Origin of the sequence: Novosphingobium sp. P6W (genome assembly GCF_000876675.2) — a bacterium.
In the GTDB taxonomy this organism is placed as follows: Bacteria; Pseudomonadota; Alphaproteobacteria; order Sphingomonadales; family Sphingomonadaceae; genus Novosphingobium.
In genome coordinates, this window is sequence record NZ_CP030352.1 from 2475562 (window position 1) to 2497152 (window position 21591).

A 21591-nucleotide genomic window follows, 5' to 3' on the forward strand; every position below is an offset into this window, starting at 1 on the left:
AACCGGCGAACCTACCTGAGGGCGGCAATTCCCTCCCTCAGGAGCCTCCCTTCATGGCCGATCTCACGTATACTCCGCCCAAAGTCTGGACTTGGGACAAGGCGAGCGGCGGCCAGTTCGCCAATATCAACCGCCCCGTCTCCGGCGCCACCCACGAAAAGGAACTGCCGCGCGGGGAGCACCCGATGCAGCTCTATTCGCTGGGCACGCCCAATGGCCAGAAGGTAACGATCATGCTCGAGGAGCTGATCGCGGCAGGCCACTCCGGCGCAGAGTACGACGCCTGGCTCATCAACATCGGCGAGGGAGACCAGTTCTCGTCCGGCTTCGTCTCGGTCAACCCGAACTCCAAGATCCCCGCCCTGCTCGACTGTTCTGGCGAAAAGCCGGTGCGCGTATTCGAATCGGGCTCGATCCTGTTTCACCTGGCCGAAAAGTTCGGCGCCTTCCTCCCCGCCAGCGGCCCCGAGCGCAGTGAATGCATGTCATGGCTGATGTGGCAGATGGGCTCCGCGCCCATGCTCGGCGGCGGGTTCGGCCATTTCTACGCTTACGCGCCGGAAAAGTACGAGTATCCGATCAACCGCTTTGCCATGGAGGCCAAGCGGATCATGGACGTCGCCGACAAGCGGCTGGCTGAAACGCGCTATCTCGCCGGCGATGAGTACACGATTGCCGATATGGCCGCCTACGGATGGTTCGGCGGCTTCATCCGCGGCGATGCTTACGGCGATGCTGCGACCTTCCTCGACGTCGCAAGCTTCAGCAACCTGATGCGCTGGGGCGAGGAACTGGGCGCTCGCGAGCCGGTACGGCGCGGCCGCATCGTCAACCGCAAGGGCGACGGCCTCGTCCCTGAGCGCCACAGTGCCGCGGATATCGACGGGGTATTGAACGCCTGAGGAAAATCCGTCCCGGAGCTGAAAAGTAAGGTCGAAAGGCCTTTTCAGCGCCGGGATAAGTCGCTAAGCGCGCCTCTTCCCGAGAGGCCGCGCCGCGCGCTGCCGATCCGTTGGGGCGTCGCCAAGTGGTAAGGCACCGGTTTTTGGTACCGGCATTCGCAGGTTCGAATCCTGCCGCCCCAGCCAGCGGGTTCCGTGAGTCGGAGCCCGTCAAGCCCACCGGGCGCACCCACTTTCTACACTGCTTTCTACACCTATTCACTTCGTTTCGCCTCCAGTTTTGCCACCGCAGAATCGCTCTGCGTTGCTGTCATTGCTTGGTATCGAGCGAGCATCTCCATGACCGTGGCGGGCGTCCAGCCGAGCATGGATGCGATCTCCGAGGGGGTGCAGCCGGCGTCCGCCAGCATGGTGCAGGTCGTCCCCCGGATGTCGTGGAAGTGCAGGCCATCAAGCCCGGCCGCCAGTGTTGCCTGCCGCCACTCGTGCATGAAGTAGGTCGCTCGCGGCTCGACAGCCCAGCGCACGCCCTTCGGCGTCGTCAGGATCGTCTCGGCCCGGCGCGGAGCGGCGTCTAGGACGGCGCGCAGCTCCGAGTAGACGGGCATGTTGACGAGGCGCTTCTTCTTGCCCTGCTGGAGCTTGAGGCGCCCGTCTTCGTAGGCGGTCCACGGCATGGTCAGTAGATCCGCTTGCCGCTGCCCGGTCCAGAGCGCGAGGTTGAGGGCCATCACCATGTCAGGCGGGGCTACCGCCCGGAACGCCTCGATGTGCGCGGGCAGCCAGAGCTTGTTCGAACGGTCGGCCTTGTAGACTTTTTTCGGCCGGGTCGCGTTGTTGCGGGCTATGTGGCCGCGATCGCGCGCCCACTCCAGAATGATGCGCAAGACGCCGAAGCAGGCATCCGCCTGGCGTGGCGATCGCTTCGCCATCTCGTCGCGCCAGTCCAGCAGCAGCGGCCGGATCTTGGGGCTTTCAATCGCTTCCAGCGGAAAGGTGGCAAATTCAGGCCCCTTTTTAGTCAATTTTGCGACGGCGATCTTGTCGAGGTGGCGGAGGTAGTCGCGCTTCGTGCGATCCTTCAGCTTCGTGAAAGCGCTGCTCTTCAGATATGGGTGAGGATGAGCCGGCTCGCGTCGGGCCGGGCCTTGCGGTCCCGGTCCCAGCGTTCGATCAGTGCTTCCCTCGCCGCCTCGCGGGTTTCCGCGACGTGTATGTAGCCCGCATCCTCGTAGGCGGACAGCGCCTCGCCCGTGCGTCCGGTCGCGAGATGCCGGGTCGCATCGCGCTGCCAGTCGACCTCCTGGCGGCGGATGGTGGTGATCTCGACACTGCCGTGCCGCTCGGCGACCGAGCGGAACGAGGCACCCGCCTCGATCGCCTGGAGCTGCTCGGGATCGCCGACCAGCACGACCTTGGCGCCGCGCTTCTCGGCTTCCGAGACCACGCGCTCCATCTGCCGCGTACCGATCATCCCGGCTTCGTCGATAACGAGGATCGAGCGATCGGTTAGCAGCTCGCGCCCCTGGTCCCACTGATGCTCCATGCTGGCGATCGTGCGCGAGGCGATCGCCGACCCGTTCTCCAGGTTCTCGGCGGCGATGCCGGACAGCGCAGCGCCGCGCACTTCGTAGCCCGCTGCCTCCCAGGCCTCGCGGGCGACACCCAGCATCGCGCTCTTGCCGGTGCCGGCATAGCCGATCACCGAGCTCAGGCCTCGGCTCCCGGTCACATGCTCGAAGGCGCCGCGCTGCTCGGGCGAGAGGATCAGACCGCGCTGCTCGCCGCGCGCCAGCGCCGCGTCCTGCATCCGGTCGGGCACGCCGTGGTGCCAGCTCGCGTCGAGGCGGATGGTCGCGTTCTCGAGCCGCCGTTCGGTCTCGATCATCGCGCGCGAAGTGAAGCGATCTTCGAGCGCTATGCCGATCATTTTGAAGGCGATGCGCTGCTCGAGACGTTGCTCGCGGTTGCGACCGAGCCCGCCAACAAGTTCAACGCGGACCATCTCGACCGATGGCTGCGCCCGCTGGCGTTGGCGGAGCGCGACCTGCTATGGTCGGTGCGCGCAGCCTATGTTGCCGAAGATGGCAACGATGTCATCGAAACGCTGATCGAATGGATCCGCGCCAACGGTCTCGATCAAATCGAACCCGAGCGCGCGCGGCTGGCGGCAATCACGCTCGCCTGGCTGACCAGTCTCAGCCACCGCTGGGTCCGCGACATGGCAACCAAGGCGCTGGCGATTCTGCTGGTACCGCGCCGCGCGCTGGCTGCCGATCTAATTGCCCAATTCGCTGCGGTCGATGACCCCTATATCACCGACCGGGTGCTCGCTGCCGCTTATGGTGCGGCGACCCGCAACGCGTCGGACGAGGGGCTGTCCGACCTGGCGCGCGCTGCATTCGATGCGGTGTTCGCGGTAGCGCCGCTGCCCCCCCATGCCCTGATCCGCGATCATGCCCGCGGGATCATCGAGCTTGCCGCGCATCGCGGCGTCTTGCCGGCAGATATCCCGCTTGCCCAGGTGCGCCCGCCCTATCCCAAAGGGCAAGCGCTCGAAGTGATCGGTCGCGACGTTCTCGCTGGCTACGTCCAAGACTATAGCGGCAGCCTGTTCAGTGACGAGATTTGCAGCTCTGCGGTCGAGGACGGCGATTTCGCGTGTTACGAGATCGATCCACTGGCCGATATTTTCTGCAATTGCCGCGCGAGGAATATGGCCGCACTGGCCGGGAAATCTATCAGGATTGGCACGCAATTGCGGTCAGCCCGCATCCCGATCTGCTGCGGGCGCTCCGCCCGGTTCTCGAACTTGGCCGCAAACTGGCTGGCATGCCTATGACTTCAGCCGCTGGGATGACGAAGCCGAAGACGAGGGATCGGAAACCCGGCGCAGCGTGGAAGCGGCGCGCGACGCAGCGATCTCGTCGTTCGAGAACCTGCTGGATGAAACGGAGCGCGACGAATTCCGGATGCGCGCAAGCGGCTATCTCAGCGGTCCGATGTGGAGCGAGCGCGACAATAGCTGGCACCCCAATTATGCCGGGGAGAAATCGCGCAACTGGGTAGCATGGCGTGCGCATGAACTTGGCTGGACGCCCGAACGCTTCGCCGAGTTCGACCGGCGGGTACCCGACAGGGGCCGCAACGAGCATCGCATCGAGCGGATCGGTAAGAAATACCAGTGGATCGCCTATCACGAGCTGACCGGGCGTCTCTCCGACATTGCGCTGTTCGGCAAAAGTCATCGCCCGGATCCTGGGCTCTATGAAGGGCCGTGGCAGGCCAGCAGCCGCGACATGGATCCGACTATCTTGATCACCCGTACTGAGCAGCGTGATTCGAGCAAGCAAGGGCCGACTTGGTGGTCGCCCCATTGCCCGCGCCTGCAGAGCGACCCGCCTCGGGCGCGGATTGCCTGGATGCAGGATCGGACGCGCGATATTCCGAACGTCGCCGAGCAGATCGAGGTGACCGACCCGGACGGCAAGCGGTGGCTGGTGCTCGACATCAATGCCGGGCGCCGTCAATGGGCGCTGTTCGAAGGCCAGCGGCTAATTCACCGCACGACCTGGCACAAGGTCAAATCGCTGATCGTCGCCAGCAGGGACGCCGATCGGTTGGTGACGCGGTTGAACCGCCAGGAACATCAACGCGACCATCCCCCCGAAGTCAGCCTGAATTATTACGCCTATCTCGGCGAATATCCTTGGCACCCATCGTATGGCGAGATCGAGGATGGCGAAGACATTGGCGCCACTCGGCCGATCACGGTCTATCCCACGGTCGCCGATATGCGCTCCGAGCGTGCTGGTCATAATTATTCGATCGAGGACAGCTTCGATCTGACATTCCCTGCGCCATCGATCGTGCGCGGCCTGGGTCTCCGTCTCGCCAATGGCTATGCGCTGAACTTCGTAGATGCAGGCGGGACGGTCCGCTTTCAGGATCCCTCGGCTGAGCAAAAGGGCTTTAGCGGCGCCGTCGTCGATCGTGACGCCACGCTCGCCTATTGCCAGGAAAATGACCTTGAGTTGGTGTGGACCCTCACCGGGGAAAAGAGCGTCCATGGCGGCAGGCCACACGGCCATGCTTGGGGCGGAATGCTCGAATACTGGGGCATCTATCGCTTGTCGTCGAGCCAATTAAGCGGCACCCTCGAATTTGGCGAAAAGCACCCGCGCCCCGAACAGCTCGAAGAGCTCCTAGCCAATCCGTAAGGGCTCTATAGTGTAGGAGTGCATTACTTGACTTTCGTTTGCCTGAAACTGCGTAGCGCGAGCGACCGGGTTGTTTCATACTGAGTGCGATGAACGAACGACAGCTTTCGCGGTCGCGCATGATGCGCTCGAATTGCCGACCTGAAAGCGCGTCGCTAAGCGAATGGCTGGTTCAGCGGAAGCTGCCGTTCAAAGCCAGATCGGTGAACGACGTATTCTGGTCGGCATCCGCCTTTTTGCCGACATTTCGTTCGACAGAGAACTGCCGCTAAGACCCACCCGCATCGAGTACGAATTGCCGAGCTGCAGCGACCATTTCGTGAGGCTTAGATAACTAGCAGAACGTTTTGTCGCTCAACGAGACAAGCTGCATTTTCGGGAGAGGTCATAGGACAAATTAGATGACATTGAGAGAAATCATTCACACCGTCCCTATTAAATCTCATAATCGCACAATGAATCATGATCATGGACGTATTGTGATTATAGTTGGCATTTTATAGATAAAAAAATAAGAAGTAAAGTCTGTTCAATTAGTTGTTTCGGAATTTCGTATCCTGCCGCCCCAGCCAATATTTCGACGGGGTGATCGTCATGGACGTATCATTCCGTGGAGCATTAACCTTACCTGCTTAATTTCGGATTCCTCGATGATTGACCCATCAAGGGGCGGACGATCCTCCAGCAAAGATCGGTTGGCAGACAGTCTCGGAATGCCTGCGAGATCACCGTGAAGATCAACGATCAGATCATCACAGCTCTCATTAGGTGTCAGCACGATCCGGTCGATGAGGCTGAATTTCGGCATGACAGCGCTGCGCCATGCTCGGATGAACGAAGATCGCTGAATGCAGTCGATAGGGCGCTGAGCCTCACCCTCCACTCATCAAGGCGTGAAGCGCACGTAGGCCAGCGCTCGCGAACCGTAGTGCTGGTCGGTCCATGGCGACATCCGGTTTACTTCTTCGGCACCGATCGACGTGCCCGAATAGCGGATACCCCCGGCGATCTTGCCACTCACGTATTCGGCCCCGACGTGATGATCGAGATAGGCGCCGCCGGGCCGCAGCCGCGCCGCGCGGGCCCCGCCGTTCGCCGATCCGCTCGTATGTCCGAACCCGCCGTAAAGCGTCACCGGCGTGCCAGGGATACTCGCCGATAGCTGGGCGTCGAGGTAGAGGTTACTGCCGCCGATCGCGGCCTGCGCCGGGGCGAAGGCGGCTCCCACGACCAGCCGCGCCGGCCCAAGTGTGCGGCCCACGTCAGCCGTCAGTTCGCCATAGCTCAAGCCTGAGCGGCCGACGAAAACATGGCCGCGCGCACCCGCACCCAGTTCCCAGCCGCCGCTGAGCACACCGTATTGGGGCGCTATGACCACTCCGATGTCCGCGCCGCCGTGCCGCGCGCTGCCGCGCAGGGTCACCGCGTCCAGGTCGAGCGCGAGGCCGTAAAGCACCGGCACCGATGCCGAGGCACCAAGCGCACCTTTGCCGCCGCTCGCGCTGAGACCGCGATCACGGTGGTCGGTTTCGGCGTTAAGCGAGATCGTCGGAACCGATTGGGCGCTGGCGGGAATGTAGCCCAGAAGGCCGCCGCAGGTCGCGGCGGCCAGACAAAGACGGCGCATCATGTCGCGGCGGTACCCTCCGTCAGTTGTTTGCGAAGTGATGCGCGGCATCGATCGCAGCAAGCGCATGCTCGCGGTCGCCAGATGCCGCTTCAGCGACATGCGCTGAGATCCTGCCTGCATTGTCGTCGACCAACTTGGCGATCTGGGCGCTGCGGCTGCGGCAGTCGCCAGGCAGGTGGCGGGTGAAGCTCTCCTTACCCGGTAGCGCGGCGGTCAGTTCGTGCCCGCCGTCGGCGATCACCCGCTCGACTGCGACCTTTGCAGTCATGACGCAGCGCTGGCTACTCTGGCGGGTCGGCGGTGCGATGCCGATGGTGCGCATGCTGGTCTGGACCTGTGCGCGGTAGTCAATCCGGTAAGCGCTACCACGGTGGGTGACTTCGACGCTGTGGACGGGCACGATGGCGGTCGCGGCAGCGAACAGCACGGCGAAGGCGGAAAGGCTCATGACATCTCCCAGATCGGTTTGCCTAAAATATAGGCATTTATGCACAATAATTGTGCAAATTCGAAATAGAGGTCAATCGCTTCTGTCTTGTTTCCGTAGCGTAATTATATCTGGATTCGGACCGCTTCAAACCTGGTGTCGGTCGGCGTAGGCGTTCTTCTCAGGTTCTGGACAAATTCCGCCGTAGCCAGAGAGGCAGTTTAGTCCGTCCGCAGCATTTCGCGGATCCGCACAGCCAGCACATCGACTGCGAACGGCTTGGTCAAAATTTGCATGTTCGCTTCCAGTCGGCCTTCGCCAAAGACCGCGTTTTCCGCATATCCGGTTATGAAGAGAGTTTTCAGGTCGGGCCGCAAAAGCCGCCCTGCGTCGGCCATCTGACGGCCATTGAGCCCGCCGGGCAATCCAACGTCGGTGATCAAAAGGTCGAGGCCGGTGTTGGAACGCAGAATTTGCAGTCCAGCATTGCCATCGACGGCTTCGATCACGGTATAACCCAAGTCCCTGAGGGTATCGGCTACCAGCAATCGTACAGTCGGCTCGTCATCGACGACCAGTACCGTTTCTTCGGCCCGCCCGATGTCGACAGGTGCTTCCGGCATCACCTGCTCGCCGCTGATGGCATCGCCGTCATGCCGCGGCAGGTAAAGGCGCACGGTCGTTCCCTGACCGACGCTTGAATGGATTCTGATCTGCCCGCCCGACTGCTGAACAAAGCCGTAGATCATGGAAAGGCCAAGACCAGTGCCCTGTCCGATCGGCTTTGTGGTATAAAAAGGTTCAAAAACGCGGGCGATAACATCGGGCGGCATGCCGGTTCCCGTGTCGCTGACGCTCAGGGACAGATAATCGCCAGCCGGTATTTCGTACGCCAGCGCGGTCTGCCGATCCAGCGATTGATTGGTCATCTCGATAGCGATGCGTCCGCCGCCCGGCATAGCGTCGCGGGCGTTGATGCATAGGTTCAGCAACGCGTTCTCAAGCTGACTGGCATCGACAAGGGCCGAACACAATTGCGCCGTCGCCCTCGTTTCTATGTGGATCTCAGGACCCACTGTGCGCTGGATCAGGTCGATCATGCCATCCACCAACGCTTCGACATTGGTGGAGCGTGGGTCGAGGGTCTGGCGCCGCGAGAAGGCTAGAAGGCGATGCGTCAGCGCTGCTGCGCGCCGTGACGCGCCTTGCGCAGCGGCCATGTACTTGTCGATTTCTGTCAGTCGGCCTTGATCGATCCTTTTGCCCATAAGTTCGAGCGAACCCGAGATACCTGCCAGCAGATTGTTGAAGTCGTGAGCCAGGCCTCCGGTGAGTTGCCCCACGGCTTCCATCTTCTGCGACTGACGCAGCTTCTCTTCGGCGTCCATAAGTTCTGCCGTGCGTTCCGCCACTCGCTGCTCGAGGTTTTCGTTGAGGGACCGCAAGGCAGCAAGCGCGCGATCCCGCTCGGCCTCGACAGCTCGCCGCGCTTCGACGTCAATCACCACGCCGGGAAAACTGAGGGGCGTGCCGTCAGGCGCGTGATCGACCCGCCCGTTGGCCTCGATCCAGTAGTAGCGCCCGTCGGTGCGTCGAACGCGGTATTGATGTGCATAGTGTCCGCCGCGCGCAACCACCTCATTGATCGCGTCCGACAGACCCTGTTGGTCATCCGGGTGGACGGTAGCAACGATCTGGGCAAGCGGAATGCCGCTTCGGCCAAGTGCGGGATCAAGGCCGAACGCCGCAGCGAAAGGTTCGTCGAAAGTGAACTGGTCGCTGGGCAAATCCCAATGCCATGTCCCGATAATCGCGCCCGCACCAAGCGCCAGTTGCACGCGTTCGGCGTTTTCCCGTGCCAAGGCTTCGCTGGCCCGCAAGCGTTCCTGGGCGCCGCGCCGCTCCGTTACGTCATTGAAGAGAATGGCGATCTGACGGTCTGCAGGATCACCAACCCGGACGGTTCGCACGTCGAACCATCGCTTGAACGCTTCAGCATAATTTTCGAAGTTCGTCGGCTCGCCGGTTTTTGCGACGTGGCCATAGATTTCGAACCAGAACGGCTCAAGGTCTGGTGCAAATTCGGTGACCCATTTTCCGCGCAGATTGACTCCGGACTGTCGCTCGAACGCGGGATTGGCTTCCACGAAGCGATAGTCGATCGGGCGGTCATCTTCGTCGAATTTGACCTGCACGATCGCAAAAGCAGCGTCGATGGTTTCGATGATTGTCTGGAAGCGTTCCTGCGCTTTACGCAGCGCGCCGCCGGCAAGATGTTCCTCTGTGCGGTCACGCAGGATTTTTACGAACCCCAGATGCCCTTCATTGCCGGCAATGAGAGGAACCATCTCCCCAGACGCCCAGAACCGCTCGCCGCTTTTGCGCAAATGCCAGCGCTCGTCGGATGCACGGCCATCCCGCAGCGCCTGGTCCATTTCCACCGTGATCCTGCCAATGGCGCGATCTTCGGGCGTGAAAAAGCAATTGGCGTCCTGCCCGATCATTTCTTTCGAGGTCCAGCCGATCACCTGCTCGGCGCCTGGATTCCAATCGGTCACTATGCCGTTCGGGTCGGTAATGACCATCGCGAAATCAGTGGCATTTTCGAAGATCGCGCGCTGGCGGGCTTCGCTGCTGGCCAATGCCTGCCTGTGGCTTTCCAACTCGGCGACAAGATCCTGCGCCGAGGCGAACTTCCCGAGGCCTTGATCACTGGTTTTCTCAGTTTGGAGATGGACCAACCGCTGCGCGAAAATTCCTGCCTGAGCCAGCGCCGCTCTTAGTCGAGCGTTTTCTTCCTCCAATTCTGCGTGAGTCATGGGAATTCAGCTATGCTCCAACTCATCCAGGCCGCGCGAGATGTGCAGCCAAGGAATGCGAACCCCGCACGGTTTTTCCGTGGAAATCATGCCTTAAAGGCAAACGAAACAAGCTGGAAAGTGGTTCCAAATTCGGATCTAACCATCGCCTTAGGAACGTTGATTGTTGCCGACGCTCCTCGGTGAGAAATTCAAGGCTGACAGGCTAGCCGCCAGTTCGTAATTTCTGAATGGTTTGGTCAGCCGCGCAATATCGGGGGCGATACCCTCGGCATCGGCGTAACCCGAAATGATTAGCACCGGGAGATCAGGGCAACTGGAATTCAGCTCCTTGGCCAATTGCGTACCGCTCATGCCAGGCATCAGATGGTCGGTCACCAGGAGGTCAGGACACAGACCTTCGCGTATCTGACGCAGTGCGTCTTCCCCCGAATGCGCCTCGACCACCTGATAGCCCAGGTCGTTCAGCATGTTGGCAGTGCTTATGCGGACCAGCTCTTCATCGTCCACGAGGAGCGCGATGCCGCGCTGGGTAGATGCCACAGTGAGCAACAACTCTGCCGATGAGTTCCCCTCATCGTTCGAGGCCGTCGCCGTGCCGGCCGGGAGCCATAAATCGATGCTGGTGCCCTGCCCCACCACGCTGGCGATCGTCAGTCCTCCGTCGAGCTGTGCAAGCAGGCCGTGCACCATCGACAACCCAAGTCCGGTGCCCTTCCCGATGCCCTTTGTGGAGAAGAACGGTTCAACCGCACGCAAACGAGTATCTTCGTCCATCCCGGAGCCGGTGTCATGGACGCCCAGGCAGATATAGTTCCCTGCATCGATCCCGGGAATCAGGCCGTCCAGCACACTTGTTCGCTCAGCCTTGATAACGAGCTTCCCGCCATCCGGCATTGCATCGCGTGCATTCACGGCCAGATTCAAGAGCGCCATCTCCAACTGGTTAGCATCGGCGATGGCGGGAGGCAGATCGTCGGACACATCGAGGTGAACATTGATCGTGGGGCCAAGCGTCGAACTAATCAGATCGAGCATGCTGTCGACAAGCAGTTTTACATCGACTGCAGTGGTCTGGAGTGGCTGACGGCGCGCGAAAGCCAACAGGCGCTGAACAAGGGTCTTTGCTCGTTCAGCGGATTGCAACGCGCCGCCGATGAGCATCTGCTCGCGCTCGTTTCCTACATTTCGACGCAGCAGCAAATCGAGCGAGCCGATGATGGGCGTGAGCAGATTGTTGAAATCGTGCGCGACACCGCCGGTAAGGCTGCCCATGGCCTCCATCTTCTGACTCTGGCGCAGCGCTTCTTGAGCCGCTTCCAGTTCGCCTTGCGCGATCAGCCGGGCTGAGATGTCGATCGCGTTATGGAAGGCACCGATGACGGTTCCGGCCATGTCACGCAGCGGGGTATAGCTTATTTCCCAATACGGAGTGCCGAGTTCCGGCCTTCCGAAGCCTGCGACCTCGGTGAAGCTTTCACCCGCCAGTGCGCGGGCCATCAGCGCGCGCATCCTTGCGCCCTGCTCGGGAATGAACTGATCAGGAAAGACATCGCCGATCCGGGTGTCGAAGCCATTGACCCGTCTGAACTCATCGTTGTGCGCCTGGTTGTAGGCGATCAATCGGAACTCGGTGTCGAAGGCGCAGATCGGCGCGACGGTTGCTTCGACGATGTCATGATAGCGACGCAGCTTGGCGGTTCGTTCGACGACCTGCTGCTCAAGCGTCTCGTTCAACGTCCGCAATCTCACTTCCGCGTGAGCGCGTTCGATTGCTGGCCTTATTCGCTCACCCACTTCCTGAACAAGGCTTTCCTCCGCCGCCGTCCATATTCTGGGCGTTGCACTTTGCACCGCGAGCAAGCCGACCCAGTCCTCCTCCTCGAACAGGACGACATCAACGAAAGCACCCACCTCGCGGGATTGAAGGCCTGCGCTGGCTTCGGCGCCAAGCCTCTCGTCACTGCTCACGTCGCGAACCACGACAGGCAGGCCAGAGCGATAGGCGCGTAGAAGGTCTGGTCCAAAAGCCTCGAGGGAGTGCCGGCCAACGATCGACGAGACCCCGCGGGCATAGTCGCGTTCGACCGTCATCATGCTACCGGCGATTTCAGCGTAGAATACCCGGCTTGCGCCGAGCCATTCTCCCAGGCGCACCGCCGCAAGCGACATGATATCGGCAGGTGTGCTGAGCGGGCGGAGCTCGTCCGAAAGAGATAGCAGGAAAGCCGTCCGACGTTCGGCCGTAATGCGTTCGGTGGTATCGGAAAGGATACAGATGACCCCGGCGGGCTCTCCGTCTTCGCCAAGCACGGGCGAGTAGTCGAGGTTCATCCAGACCTGCTCGGGTTGGCCATGCCGATGTAGCGTCAGCTCTTGATCCCGGTAGTTCAGAGTTCCGCCGGCTAAGCCAACGCGCATGACGTTGTCGTTGAAATCTGCAACCTCGGACCAACCGTCACGAACATTGGTTCCGAGCAGTTCGGGATGCCGGATGCCGGCAAATGCGGAATAGGCATCGTTGTAGAGCATCACGCCTTGTTCGCCCCACAGCATGACGATCGGCACGGGGGATCGAAGCAGGATGGCAGTGGCGGTCTTGAGGCTTTGTGGCCATGCGTTTATCGGACCAAGCGGCGTTGCTGCCCAATCCTTTGCTTCAATAAGCGTGCTGCATTCACCGCCGCCTGTCAGGAATGTCATATCGCCAGCACCAGGAAAGGCAGCGCGGAAACCTCGATCGTCACTGGGACGGATCTCGATGCGCTTTCGACTTTTTCCGAAACACTTTGGTTTTGCTGTCGGTCATAGCTTGCTGGCCTAGCTGATCCTTGGGCCAACTCCTAACGACGTTTATTGAGTGGCCCCTAGATTTCTGGACGCCGTCTATCCTGATTTTGAGGACAGGAGACGACAATGGGGAAGCCCCATTCCAGCGATGAGTTCAAGCGTGAGCGCATCCGGCGCCGTATCTACAAACCTCGCGATGAAGTCCGGCAGGACGGGTTCGATTACATCAAGATGTTCTACAACCTGGTCCGCAACCACGCTAGGGTCAAGACTTTGGGCTGCACTCGGGAGGAACGTAACCGGGTCCCGTGACGAGACCCGGCATGACGATCACGCGATGAAGCTGATGAGGTCGTCGTTGAGCCTGCTTGGGGCTGTAGCAAACAGGCCATGCGGCTCCCCATCATATTCGATGAACTGAGCGCCCGGGATCCCGGCTGCGGCGGCTTTACCGGAAGGCTCGATGGGGACGGTCTTGTCGGCTGTGCCATGAATGATAAGGGTGGGAATATTAAAGGACGCAAGGTCCGGGCGGAAATCCGTCTTGCCGAATGCGTCAATGCAATCGACGGTGGCCTTGGGGCTTGCCATTGACCCAAGCAGAAAACTCCAGTCAAGAATACCTTGGCTGACCGGGCTGGAGATGAAGCCAACGCCGTAGAACTGCTTGGCAAAGTCCTGCAGGAAAGCGAAACGGTCTTCGCGGACCTGGGCTTTCATCGTGTCGAAAACACTCTCGTCGACGCCATCGGGATTGTCGTCGCCCTTGAGCAGGTATGGCACCACGCTGCTGACCAAGGCTGCCTTTGCGATGCGAGCCGAACCATAGCGGGTCAGATAGCGCGCGATCTCGCCCCCGCCCATCGAAAACCCTACCAATGTCACTCCGCTCAGGTCGAGCTTGTCGAGCACTGCAGCAAGGTCGTCTGCGAAGGTATCATAGTCATAACCAGTGGCACCATGCCCAGACTGACCAAAGCCGCGCCGATCATAGGTGATGACGCGATATCCCGCCTCAAGGAGCGCGAGGCTCTGATATTCGAACATGTCACCCGTCAGGGGCCAGCCATGGATCAGGACTACAGGCTTTCCGTGCCCCATATCCTTGACATGCAAGCTTGTGCCGTCTTTTGCTTCGATGAATGACATACATTACACTCCGCGGCGTAGATCGCCTGACTGTGTAACCGCCAACCCTGCGGATCGTTCAACGCGCATGCCTTTTATTGGTGCTGATCGTTCATCGAAGCGACCAGATGCCCCCGGACTTCACCGAATTCTGTAGCGCGGCAGACTGGATGAGGATTGCGCGTCAATCAGTATGAAAATGTGATTGTCGCGGCGCGTCGATCAATGCGTGTTTTGATTGTCTGGCAAGGTCTGGCTTTGTCCCTGCAGCAATCCACACGTTATGCACAGGGTACCCAACCCCCGCCTTAGTCCGATTGGCTACGCAGATATACGATCAGGTCGGCCCGGTCGAGAGGATCGGGCACCCCTGCGAACTGCATGGTCGTGCCCGGGACCACTTTCCGGGGATCGGCAAGCCAGGCATCCAGTCTGCGCACATCCCATATACCGCCCGCGCCGCGTAGCGCCGCCGTGTACCCATAGCGGCGGCTATTTTGACCGGGGGTCTGGCCGAACACGCCGTAGAGGTTCGGGCCGCCCCGATCCGACGCGCCGGGGGTGATCGTGTGACAGGCTGCGCAAGTGCGAAACTTGCGTGCGCCGGCATCGACATCGGCCACCTTCATCAGCGCCTCGACGCTTCGATCCGGTCCGGCGGCGAGCAGGCGTTCATCGTGCCTGTCGTCCGAGCAGGCCCCAAGGGCGAGCAGCAACCACAGGCACGCATAAACCGAAATCCGCAAGACAGGCCTCCTTCTGAAGGCGCCCCCATAAGGGGGCTGCAAGGGCCTGCCTATCGGACGGTATGTCCTATCAGGCCGAAGCCCTTTGCAAAGGGCTCGGGCCGGATCGGTCGTCAGAACAGCACGAGCAGTCCGCGCGAAGGGTCTACAAGGCCCTCCCAGATCATCTTGCCCGCAACATAGAGGATCACCAGCAGGCCGACATAGGCAAGCCAGCGGTAACGCTCGATCACGCGCGCCAGGACGTTGGCGGCGAGACCCATGAGGGCGACGGACAGGACCAGGCCGATGGCAAGGATGCCCGGATGATCGCGCGCGGCACCGGCTACGGCCAGCACGTTGTCCAGGCTCATGCTGACATCGGCCACGGCCACGGCCCAGGCGGCAGCGGCAAAGCTGCGGGGGGCCGATCTGGTGACGGCGTCGGTATCGCCCTCGCCTGCGTTGGCGTCCTGAAGTTCGCGCCACATCTTCCATGCGACCCAGACCAGCAGCAGCCCGCCCGCGAAGACGAGGCCGACGAGCTGGAGCAACTGGCTGACCACCAGCGCGAAGATCACGCGCAATACAAGCGCAGCCAGCACGCCGATCAGGATGACCTTGCGCCGCATCGCCGCCGGAAGGCCCGCCGCAAGCGCGCCCACGACGATGGCGTTATCCGCAGCCAGCATGATGTCGATCAGCACCACCTGCCCGAAGGCGGCCAGTGCGGCGGGGGAGCCGATGTTGGAGAAATCGGCAACGATGTGCTGCCACAGGTCGGTCATTCGGGGGTTTCCTTGTTGGTCCATGCAGCGCGAAGCGCGGCGACGAGAAAGTCGGGGTAGCGCCAGCCCAAGGCGGCAGCGGCAAGGGTGGAGAGGCTATCCTCGTCCTCGCGGCCCGGTCGGCCGGCGCCCGTCAGGTTGGGCTTGGCGTTGACGTCGAAAAGAAAGAACCGGCCTTGTGCATCGGCGCGGCAGTCGATGCGCATCGTAGCGCGGATTTCGAGCAGCGCGGCGGCAGCCTCGCAGGCTGCAGTTACAGCGGCGATGGCGGGCGCGGCGCACTCGGCGGGTGTCATCACCGTACTGTTGTGGCTGACGGGAACGTCGCCGTTGTAGGGCGCAACGTCGTCCACCTGATCGAAGCGGCGCACCGGAGGAAGTGCGAAGGGCGCGGTTTCGCCGGGCCGCGCGGCGGCGGGCATGACGGTGATGGTGATTTCCTCACCGGGCAGGAACTGCTCAAGCATGATCGCGGAGCCGAAGCGGCGGCTGGCGGCCAGCGCGGCGACCCGGGCCGCAAGCTGGTCGAAATCGCGGGCCACGCCCACGCCCTGACTGCCGCGCCCTCGCAGGGGTTTGACCACCAGCGGGAGGCTGTCTGCAAATGGTGCGATCTCGGCGTCGAGGTCTACCGCATCCCCATCGATCAGCCACGAACGCGCCACCGGCAGGCCCGCTGCAAGAAGTTTGGCATTGGTCGCCGCCTTGTTGTCGATGGCCTGCATCGCCTGCGGGTCGGGGCCGACGATCCATGCCTGACGGCTGGCGGCCTCAATGGGGTGGCCGGCGAAGACAACGGTATTGGCCCAGAGCACCGTGGCCCCGGCCGCCAGCGCGGCGGCGATGCCCTCTGCGGTGTCGGGCCATACCCAATCAAAGACCTGCGTGGGATCGGGATCGGCAACCGGTGTCGCTAGCGTGCAGCCGGCGGAGCGTAGCGCGACTCCGATGTCGGCGCCGCTGTCGGAATAGCCGCCGGGCTTGGCTTCCTTGCGGGCGCCGTCGATCACCGGCGGCTCTATCGCCTGATAGAGGATGGCGATGGTCTGGTGCAAAGGATCAGGCAGGGTCATCGGCGGGGGCTCCCATGATGCGAAAGGCCAGCGGCGCGGCCACGATGACCAGCATCACGCGGACGAGGTGGTGAACGATCACGAAGCCCGCCTCGAGCGAGAGGCTGAGCGCAACCATGCTCATTTCCGCCACCCCGCCCGGCGAATAGGCCAGCGCGACGAGCGCGGGGTTCAGCCCCGTAGCCCAGCCGATGGCGAAGGCCCAGCAGAACGTCACCGCCAGCAGGATCGCGGTGGAGCCTGCCGCCAGCAACAGCGTGCGCATCAACGTGGCAAGGTCGAGGCCGACGAAACGGCACCCGATCGTAGCGCCCAGCCCCACCTGCGCGGCGGCGATGGCCCATGCCGGGATGTGAAAATCGCTCAGACCTGAAAGATGGACCACGGCGCTGACGAACAGCGGGCCCATCAGGTGCCACGCGGGGAAACGCAGCACACGGCCCACTAGTGCGCCCACCACGGCGGAGCCCAGCGCCCACGGTAGCAGCGACCAGCCAGCCGCGCCCACAACTTGCGGCGCGGCCATGACCGGGGCGTGGACCTCTGCCTCGAAGGCGCGGATCAGGAAGGGCAGGATGAACACCACGAGGAAGATGCGCGCGCCGTGGATCAGGCCCACCATGCGCTCGTCCGCGCCGCGTTCGGAGCCGAGCACCACCATTTCGGCGATGCCTCCCGGCACGCCCGAGAAATAGGCGGTCGGCGCATCGAACCCGGCAACGCGGCGGAAGTAGAGGATACAGGCGAACGCGGCGATTCCCAGGAACACAGGCAGCAGCGCGATCGGCACGATCCACTCGGACGCCTGGGTGAACAGGCCGGGATGGAACGCGCTGCCCAATACAACGCCTATCACCGCTGCCATCGGCCGGCGGGTGGCGGCAGACGCCTCGATCGGCAACCGCGCGATGCTGCCCGCAGCGCAGGCGAACATCGAGCCCAGCACCCAGGGCAGCGGCGCGCCGACTGACCAGAACAACGCTCCGCCCGCCGCGCCCAAAGCGAGCGCGGCGAGGAAGCGAGCAATCGTACCGGCCGGGAACGCCGCCATTTTCATCCCACGAACGGGAAGGCCAGCACCAGCATGCCCACCACTGTCATCACCAGGCAGCACAGCGCCGCCGGAACCAGCGTGAAGCGCTGGTGGTCTGCCAGGTCGACGCCGGCAAGGCTGACCAGCAGGTAGGTGGACGGCACCAGCGGGCTGAGCAGGTGGACCGGCTGGCCCATCAGCGAGGCGCGCGCGATCGCCATCGGCTCGACGCCGTAATGGGCGCCCGCCTCTGCCAGGATCGGCAGCATGCCGAAGTAGAACGCGTCGTTGGAGATGAAGAACGTGCCGGGCAGGCTCAGCAGCGCGGTGATCGGCGCCATGTAGGGGCCGAGGAACGGCGGGATCACGCCGACCACTTCCTTGCTCATCGCCTCTACCATGCCGGTACCCGAGAGGATGCCGGTGAAGATGCCCGCCGCGAAGATCAGGCCGACAACCGCCAGCACGTTGCCGGCATGGGCGGCTATGCGCTCCTTCTGCGACTGGGTGTCGGGGTAGTTGGCGATCATGGCGATCGCGAAGGCCAGCATCATCAGGATCGGCAGCGGCAGCACGCCCCAGACCAGCAGCACCAGCAGCGCGATGACCAGCACGGCGTTGAACCAGATCAGCTTCGGGCGGCGCGCCTCGGGCCACTGTGAAACCGCGAGGTCGGCAGCGTCGAGGACGGCGGGCAGTTCAACCTTGCCGATACGGCGGCGTTCCTTGCGGCCGAAGTGGATCGCCAGCAGGATCAGGAACGCAAGGCCCGCGATCATGCCGGGGATCAGCGGCACGAACAGCGTGGCCGGATCGAGCTTGAGGGCGCTGGCGGCGCGGGCGGTGGGGCCGCCCCACGGCGTCAGGTTCATCACGCCGCTGGTCACCATCAGCAGGCAGACCAGATGCAGCCGGTTCATGTCGAACCGCTTGTAGAGCGGCAGCATGGCCGCCATCGTGATGATGTAGGTGGTCGAACCGTCACCGTCGAGGCTGACCAGCGCGCACAGCACGACCGAGCCGATAAGGATACGCATCGGATCGCCGTGGACCAGCCGGATCAGCTTGCCCACCAGCGGGTCGAACAGGCCGGTGTCGGTCATCGTGCTGAAGAACAGGATGGCGAACAGCAGCATGACGCCCGTGGGCGCAAGCTTCTTCAGGCCGTCGATCATCATGTCGCCAAGGCCTGCGTGGAAGCCGGCGAGCAGCGCGAAAAGCGTAGGCACGACGATCAGCGCAACCAGCGGGGTCATCCGCTTGGTCATGATAAGCGTCATGAATGTGGCCACCATCAGGAAGCCGATCAGAGCAAGGCTCATGATTGTCCTTTACGTATCTGTAAGAGGGATCAGAACGTCACGCCGACACGCGCGGAAAGCGTCTCGCCGTCGTCCTTGCCGGTGTAGACACCGGCGGTATTGTTGGTGTTCCAGTGGATCGCGTTGACCTGGAAGCGCGTGAAACTGTTGAGATACCAGTTCACGCCCAGCGTCGCGGCCCATCCATCTGCCGGGGTCACGATGTCGTCGAAGGCGAGGTTTTCGTAGCGTGCGGTGATTTCGATGGCGCCGGGGCCACCCTCGAAGATCGGCCGCTTGACCTTGGGCTGGCCGAAGCTGCCGAGGCGCGGGTTGTAAGGCGGAAGATCGCCGGTGATGAACCAGCCGCCGCTTACGCTCCAGGCCTTGGTCACGAAATCGGGACGGCCGCCATCGAGCCGCGCATGACGCTCACCCGCCTCGCCCATGACCCAGACCGGGCCGGAATAGCCGCCCAGTTCCACGCCGTAGCCGGTTGTGCCGGTGCCGCCGATGAGGTTGCCGGTCGACAGGCGCAGCGCGCCGTTGAAGCGGCCGCCGATAACCGTGTTGCGCGTCAGGGTGTTCTTGCCGGGGTGCAGCATTTCGTCGAAGCCCCAGATACCGACGTGCAGGACCTGACGGTCGGACTTGATCGGGTTCCAGTGCGCGCGGCCCAGTACGGTGCGATTGTCGGACGATGACTGGTCGCCGTCGATCCGGTCGCCGGTCAGGGTCAGAGAGGCGTGGCCGGTCTTCCAGAACAGGCGCGGCATGATGCCCAGCCCGTAGAAGGCGCGCTGCGGGATGATCGCGGTGGCGACCACGGTGCGTTCGAGGAACGGTGTCGAATCCGAGCCGGTCGAGCCTTCGAAGCTGCGATCGTTGAACAGGTGGCCGATGCGCACGTCGTAATCGAGGCTGGGCGAGATGCGGTTGCGCCAGCCCATGAAGGCGGTGACGACGTCGACCTCGTTCTCCGAAAAATCGCTCTCGAACTGGTAGAAGAAGTGCGTGCCCACGGTGCCTTCCAGGCCCATGCGCAAAGCGCGCATGCCGGTGGTGGTGATGTTGCGCCCGTCCGACTTCGAACCCATCGACGTGCTAACATCGGTGATGATGCGGCCGCGCGGCTTGAAGGTGAACATGCCGTCTGCGGAATGGAACACCGGCAGGCCCTGCCCCCACTCGGTGCTTCCGCCGGCCGCGGCGACGGCGGCGGCGCGGATGCGATCGACGTCTCGCTCGGCCGGGCCGGGGGGAAGAAGCTGCGCGGCATAGGGCTTCGTCACGATCATGGTCGGCGGCGCGGCCACTTCAGGCTCGGCGGCAGCCAGTACCGGCGCAGGCTGCTGCGAGGTTGCCGCTGCGGCTACCGTGCGCTCTGCCTCGAGCCGGTCCACGCGCTGGCGCAGCGAGGCGATCTCGGCGGCCTGCGCGCGCACGAGGTCGGCCAGGTCGTCACGGCTGGGGGCCTGCGCAAGTGCAGGGGTTGCGGCGATCAGCGCGGCAAATGCCGCGCCGGCCTTCAGATATCCTGTCATGGCTTGTTTTTTCCGGAGGCAAGGATCGTATTCCATTCGCGCAGGAAGCGCTCGCGGGTGAGGTGATCGAGGTTGACGAGAAGCTGCGGGCCGACCCGCACCGTGCGCGCCTGTCCGGCAGGGAGGCGGCGCGCTTGAATATCGCTGCGCACCGGCCAGAGACTGTGCCGGGCGAGTTGGCCCTGCCCGGCGCGGGAAAGCAGAAAGTCGAGGAACAGCCGCGCGGCCGCCGGATGGCGCGCCTCGCGCGAGATGAAAGCGATGCGCGAGGTCACCAGCGTATAATCGCGCGGGAAGACCACGCCGAGATCGGGGTGCCAGCGCGCCTGCTCAAGCGCGTAGGAACCGATCACGTTGTAGGCGATCGCCAGCTTGCCAGATGCCACGCCGGCCAGCATCGGCCCGGTATTGGTGGCCAGGACCGGCCGGGTGTCGGCGATGGCCTCCATCAGGCTGCGGGTATCGCGCGTGGTCTGGAAGTCCTGCGAAAGATAGAGGTAGCCGGTGTTCGAGCGAGCAGGATCGAATGTCGCCACCTTGCCGACAAAATCGCCGCGGCGCGTGCGTAGCAGGTTTTCGAGATCCTGATGGCTGCGCGGCACTTGTGCGGGCGGCACCAGCTTGCGGTTGTAGACGATGCCGATCGGCTCGGCAGTGACGCCGTAACCCATGTTCTTCCAGACCGCCGTCTCAGGCAGCGCGGGCTTTTCGGGGCTGGCGTATTGCTGCGCGTAGCCATCGTTGATGAGCTTGACCTGCTGGTCCATCGCCGAGGACCAGACGATGTCCGCCGAATACTGACGGCGGCGCGTCTCGTTTACAAAACGGCGGTACATCTCGGTGGAGCCGAGGTCGGCGTAGAACACCTTGATGCCCGGGTAGGCGCGCTTGAACGCCTCGACTACCGGCACCAGTTCGGCGCGGTCGGCATTGGCGTAGATACGCACGCGCCCTTCGGTGCGGGCATCGGCGATGGTGGTGTCATAGGAGCGCGGATACCCCGCCGGACGCTGGACGGCAGTGCCGGGCCTGGGCGCGGAGTTCGCGCCAGCCGGCTTCTGCGCAGCCGCAGGCACCGCCAGAAGCGCCGCTATTGCCAGAAGGGGTGTAAGAATGCGCAATGCCGGTTCCTCTCGCTTTCCGCCTCGAATGTCGGATAAGCAGTGAGGATGTTCTACGATTACAACCTGTCATTCACCTTTCACGGATTC

Annotated in this window: 17 protein-coding genes, 1 tRNA gene and 1 pseudogene; 5 read left to right on the forward strand and 14 right to left on the reverse strand. The window is 62.7% G+C overall.

All coding sequences use genetic code 11. The annotated features are described in order from the left end of the window. The first annotated feature begins 53 nt into the window (after positions 1 to 53). The gene (gene yghU / locus TQ38_RS11935) at positions 54 to 902 is read left to right on the forward strand and encodes a glutathione-dependent disulfide-bond oxidoreductase (protein ID WP_043977613.1); all 849 of its coding nucleotides are present in this window, start codon (positions 54 to 56) and stop codon (positions 900 to 902) included. Between the two features lie 111 nt (positions 903 to 1013). Continuing rightward, positions 1014 to 1088: transfer RNA gene (locus TQ38_RS11940), tRNA-Gln, on the forward strand. 68 nt (positions 1089 to 1156) lie between these two features. Here the strand turns inward: TQ38_RS11940 and TQ38_RS11945 are convergent. Both TQ38_RS11945 and TQ38_RS11950 read right to left on the reverse strand, forming a co-directional pair. Further along, complete coding sequence (locus TQ38_RS11945) at positions 1157 to 1927, reverse strand: tyrosine-type recombinase/integrase (RefSeq protein WP_052505854.1); 771 nt, start codon at positions 1925 to 1927, stop codon at positions 1157 to 1159. 86 nt (positions 1928 to 2013) lie between these two features. After that, positions 2014 to 2814: pseudogene (locus TQ38_RS11950) on the reverse strand (AAA family ATPase); the annotation flags it as partial. Positions 2815 to 2859: 45 nt separating this feature from the next. Here TQ38_RS11950 and TQ38_RS11955 point away from each other — a divergent pair. Together TQ38_RS11955 and TQ38_RS11960 are read left to right on the forward strand one after the other, a co-directional pair. Then, positions 2860 to 3744: a hypothetical protein gene (locus TQ38_RS11955; protein WP_043977612.1), complete on the forward strand. Its 885-nt coding sequence runs from the start codon at positions 2860 to 2862 to the stop codon at positions 3742 to 3744. A 55-nt stretch (positions 3745 to 3799) separates the two neighbouring features. Beyond that, positions 3800 to 5122, forward strand: a complete 1323-nt coding sequence (locus TQ38_RS11960; RefSeq protein ID WP_043977611.1) for a hypothetical protein — start codon at positions 3800 to 3802, stop codon at positions 5120 to 5122. Between the two features lie 886 nt (positions 5123 to 6008). Here TQ38_RS11960 and TQ38_RS11965 read toward each other — a convergent pair. From TQ38_RS11965 to TQ38_RS11980, 4 genes are all read right to left on the reverse strand, one after another. Then, positions 6009 to 6752: a TorF family putative porin gene (locus tag TQ38_RS11965; RefSeq protein ID WP_052505853.1), complete on the reverse strand. Its 744-nt coding sequence runs from the start codon at positions 6750 to 6752 to the stop codon at positions 6009 to 6011. A 19-nt stretch (positions 6753 to 6771) separates the two neighbouring features. Beyond that, the gene (locus TQ38_RS11970; RefSeq protein ID WP_052505852.1) at positions 6772 to 7200 is read right to left on the reverse strand and encodes a hypothetical protein; all 429 of its coding nucleotides are present in this window, start codon (positions 7198 to 7200) and stop codon (positions 6772 to 6774) included. 200 nt (positions 7201 to 7400) lie between these two features. Then, positions 7401 to 9998 (reverse strand): PAS domain S-box protein, encoded by a 2598-nt coding sequence (locus TQ38_RS11975; protein ID WP_082057815.1) that lies wholly within the window; start codon positions 9996 to 9998, stop codon positions 7401 to 7403. A gap of 150 nt (positions 9999 to 10148) precedes the next feature. Beyond that, positions 10149 to 12701 carry a PAS domain-containing protein gene (locus tag TQ38_RS11980; RefSeq protein ID WP_043977609.1) on the reverse strand — a complete coding sequence of 851 codons (2553 nt, stop codon included), beginning with the start codon at positions 12699 to 12701 and terminating at the stop codon, positions 10149 to 10151. 213 nt (positions 12702 to 12914) lie between these two features. On the opposite strand from TQ38_RS11980, the gene TQ38_RS11985 reads away from it, so the two are divergent. Further along, positions 12915 to 13100: an IS3 family transposase gene (locus tag TQ38_RS11985; RefSeq protein WP_043977607.1), complete on the forward strand. Its 186-nt coding sequence runs from the start codon at positions 12915 to 12917 to the stop codon at positions 13098 to 13100. Positions 13101 to 13118: 18 nt separating this feature from the next. On the opposite strand, the gene TQ38_RS11990 is transcribed toward TQ38_RS11985, so the two are convergent. The 8 genes from TQ38_RS11990 to TQ38_RS12025 all read right to left on the reverse strand — a co-directional run bounded on the left by TQ38_RS11990 (position 13119) and on the right by TQ38_RS12025 (position 21501). Beyond that, positions 13119 to 13937 carry an alpha/beta fold hydrolase gene (locus tag TQ38_RS11990; RefSeq protein WP_043977605.1) on the reverse strand — a complete coding sequence of 273 codons (819 nt, stop codon included), beginning with the start codon at positions 13935 to 13937 and terminating at the stop codon, positions 13119 to 13121. Positions 13938 to 14224: 287 nt separating this feature from the next. Then, positions 14225 to 14662 (reverse strand): cytochrome c family protein, encoded by a 438-nt coding sequence (locus tag TQ38_RS11995; RefSeq protein WP_043977604.1) that lies wholly within the window; start codon positions 14660 to 14662, stop codon positions 14225 to 14227. Between the two features lie 113 nt (positions 14663 to 14775). Further along, a complete protein-coding gene (locus TQ38_RS12000; protein ID WP_043977602.1) occupies positions 14776 to 15429 on the reverse strand; it encodes a YjbE family putative metal transport protein in 654 nt (217 codons plus the stop codon). Continuing rightward, positions 15426 to 16502 (reverse strand): biotin carboxylase, encoded by a 1077-nt coding sequence (locus TQ38_RS12005; RefSeq protein ID WP_043977600.1) that lies wholly within the window; start codon positions 16500 to 16502, stop codon positions 15426 to 15428. The genes TQ38_RS12000 and TQ38_RS12005 overlap by 4 nt, the downstream gene beginning before the upstream one ends. Then, a complete protein-coding gene (locus TQ38_RS12010) occupies positions 16489 to 17553 on the reverse strand; it encodes an AbrB family transcriptional regulator (RefSeq protein ID WP_043977598.1) in 1065 nt (354 codons plus the stop codon). Before TQ38_RS12010 ends, TQ38_RS12005 begins: the two co-directional genes overlap by 14 nt. A 2-nt stretch (positions 17554 to 17555) precedes the next feature. Next, entirely contained in the window at positions 17556 to 18857 is a 1302-nt protein-coding gene (locus TQ38_RS12015) for a CitMHS family transporter (protein ID WP_043977596.1), read from the reverse strand. A 29-nt stretch (positions 18858 to 18886) separates the two neighbouring features. Beyond that, complete coding sequence (locus TQ38_RS12020; protein ID WP_043977595.1) at positions 18887 to 20380, reverse strand: OprO/OprP family phosphate-selective porin; 1494 nt, start codon at positions 20378 to 20380, stop codon at positions 18887 to 18889. Next, a complete protein-coding gene (locus tag TQ38_RS12025) occupies positions 20377 to 21501 on the reverse strand; it encodes an ABC transporter substrate-binding protein (RefSeq protein WP_082057814.1) in 1125 nt (374 codons plus the stop codon). Before TQ38_RS12025 ends, TQ38_RS12020 begins: the two co-directional genes overlap by 4 nt. Positions 21502 to 21591 lie beyond the last annotated feature (90 nt).

What these genes read in the sequence shown, in the direction of transcription:
- TQ38_RS11985 (WP_043977607.1), top strand. Translation starts at nt 12,915, where the DNA reads ATGGGGAAGCCCCATTCCAGCGATGAGTTCAAGCGTGAGCGCATCCGG.
- TQ38_RS11990 (WP_043977605.1), bottom strand. Translation starts at nt 13,937, where the DNA reads ATGTCATTCATCGAAGCAAAAGACGGCACAAGCTTGCATGTCAAGGAT.
- TQ38_RS11965 (WP_052505853.1), bottom strand. Translation starts at nt 6,752, where the DNA reads ATGATGCGCCGTCTTTGTCTGGCCGCCGCGACCTGCGGCGGCCTTCTG.
- TQ38_RS12000 (WP_043977602.1), bottom strand. Translation starts at nt 15,429, where the DNA reads ATGACCGACCTGTGGCAGCACATCGTTGCCGATTTCTCCAACATCGGC.
- yghU (WP_043977613.1), top strand. Translation starts at nt 54, where the DNA reads ATGGCCGATCTCACGTATACTCCGCCCAAAGTCTGGACTTGGGACAAG.
- TQ38_RS12020 (WP_043977595.1), bottom strand. Translation starts at nt 20,380, where the DNA reads ATGACAGGATATCTGAAGGCCGGCGCGGCATTTGCCGCGCTGATCGCC.
- TQ38_RS12015 (WP_043977596.1), bottom strand. Translation starts at nt 18,857, where the DNA reads ATGAGCCTTGCTCTGATCGGCTTCCTGATGGTGGCCACATTCATGACG.
- TQ38_RS12005 (WP_043977600.1), bottom strand. Translation starts at nt 16,502, where the DNA reads ATGACCCTGCCTGATCCTTTGCACCAGACCATCGCCATCCTCTATCAG.
- TQ38_RS11975 (WP_082057815.1), bottom strand. Translation starts at nt 9,998, where the DNA reads ATGACTCACGCAGAATTGGAGGAAGAAAACGCTCGACTAAGAGCGGCG.
- TQ38_RS11980 (WP_043977609.1), bottom strand. Translation starts at nt 12,701, where the DNA reads ATGACATTCCTGACAGGCGGCGGTGAATGCAGCACGCTTATTGAAGCA.
- TQ38_RS11970 (WP_052505852.1), bottom strand. Translation starts at nt 7,200, where the DNA reads ATGAGCCTTTCCGCCTTCGCCGTGCTGTTCGCTGCCGCGACCGCCATC.
- TQ38_RS12010 (WP_043977598.1), bottom strand. Translation starts at nt 17,553, where the DNA reads ATGGCGGCGTTCCCGGCCGGTACGATTGCTCGCTTCCTCGCCGCGCTC.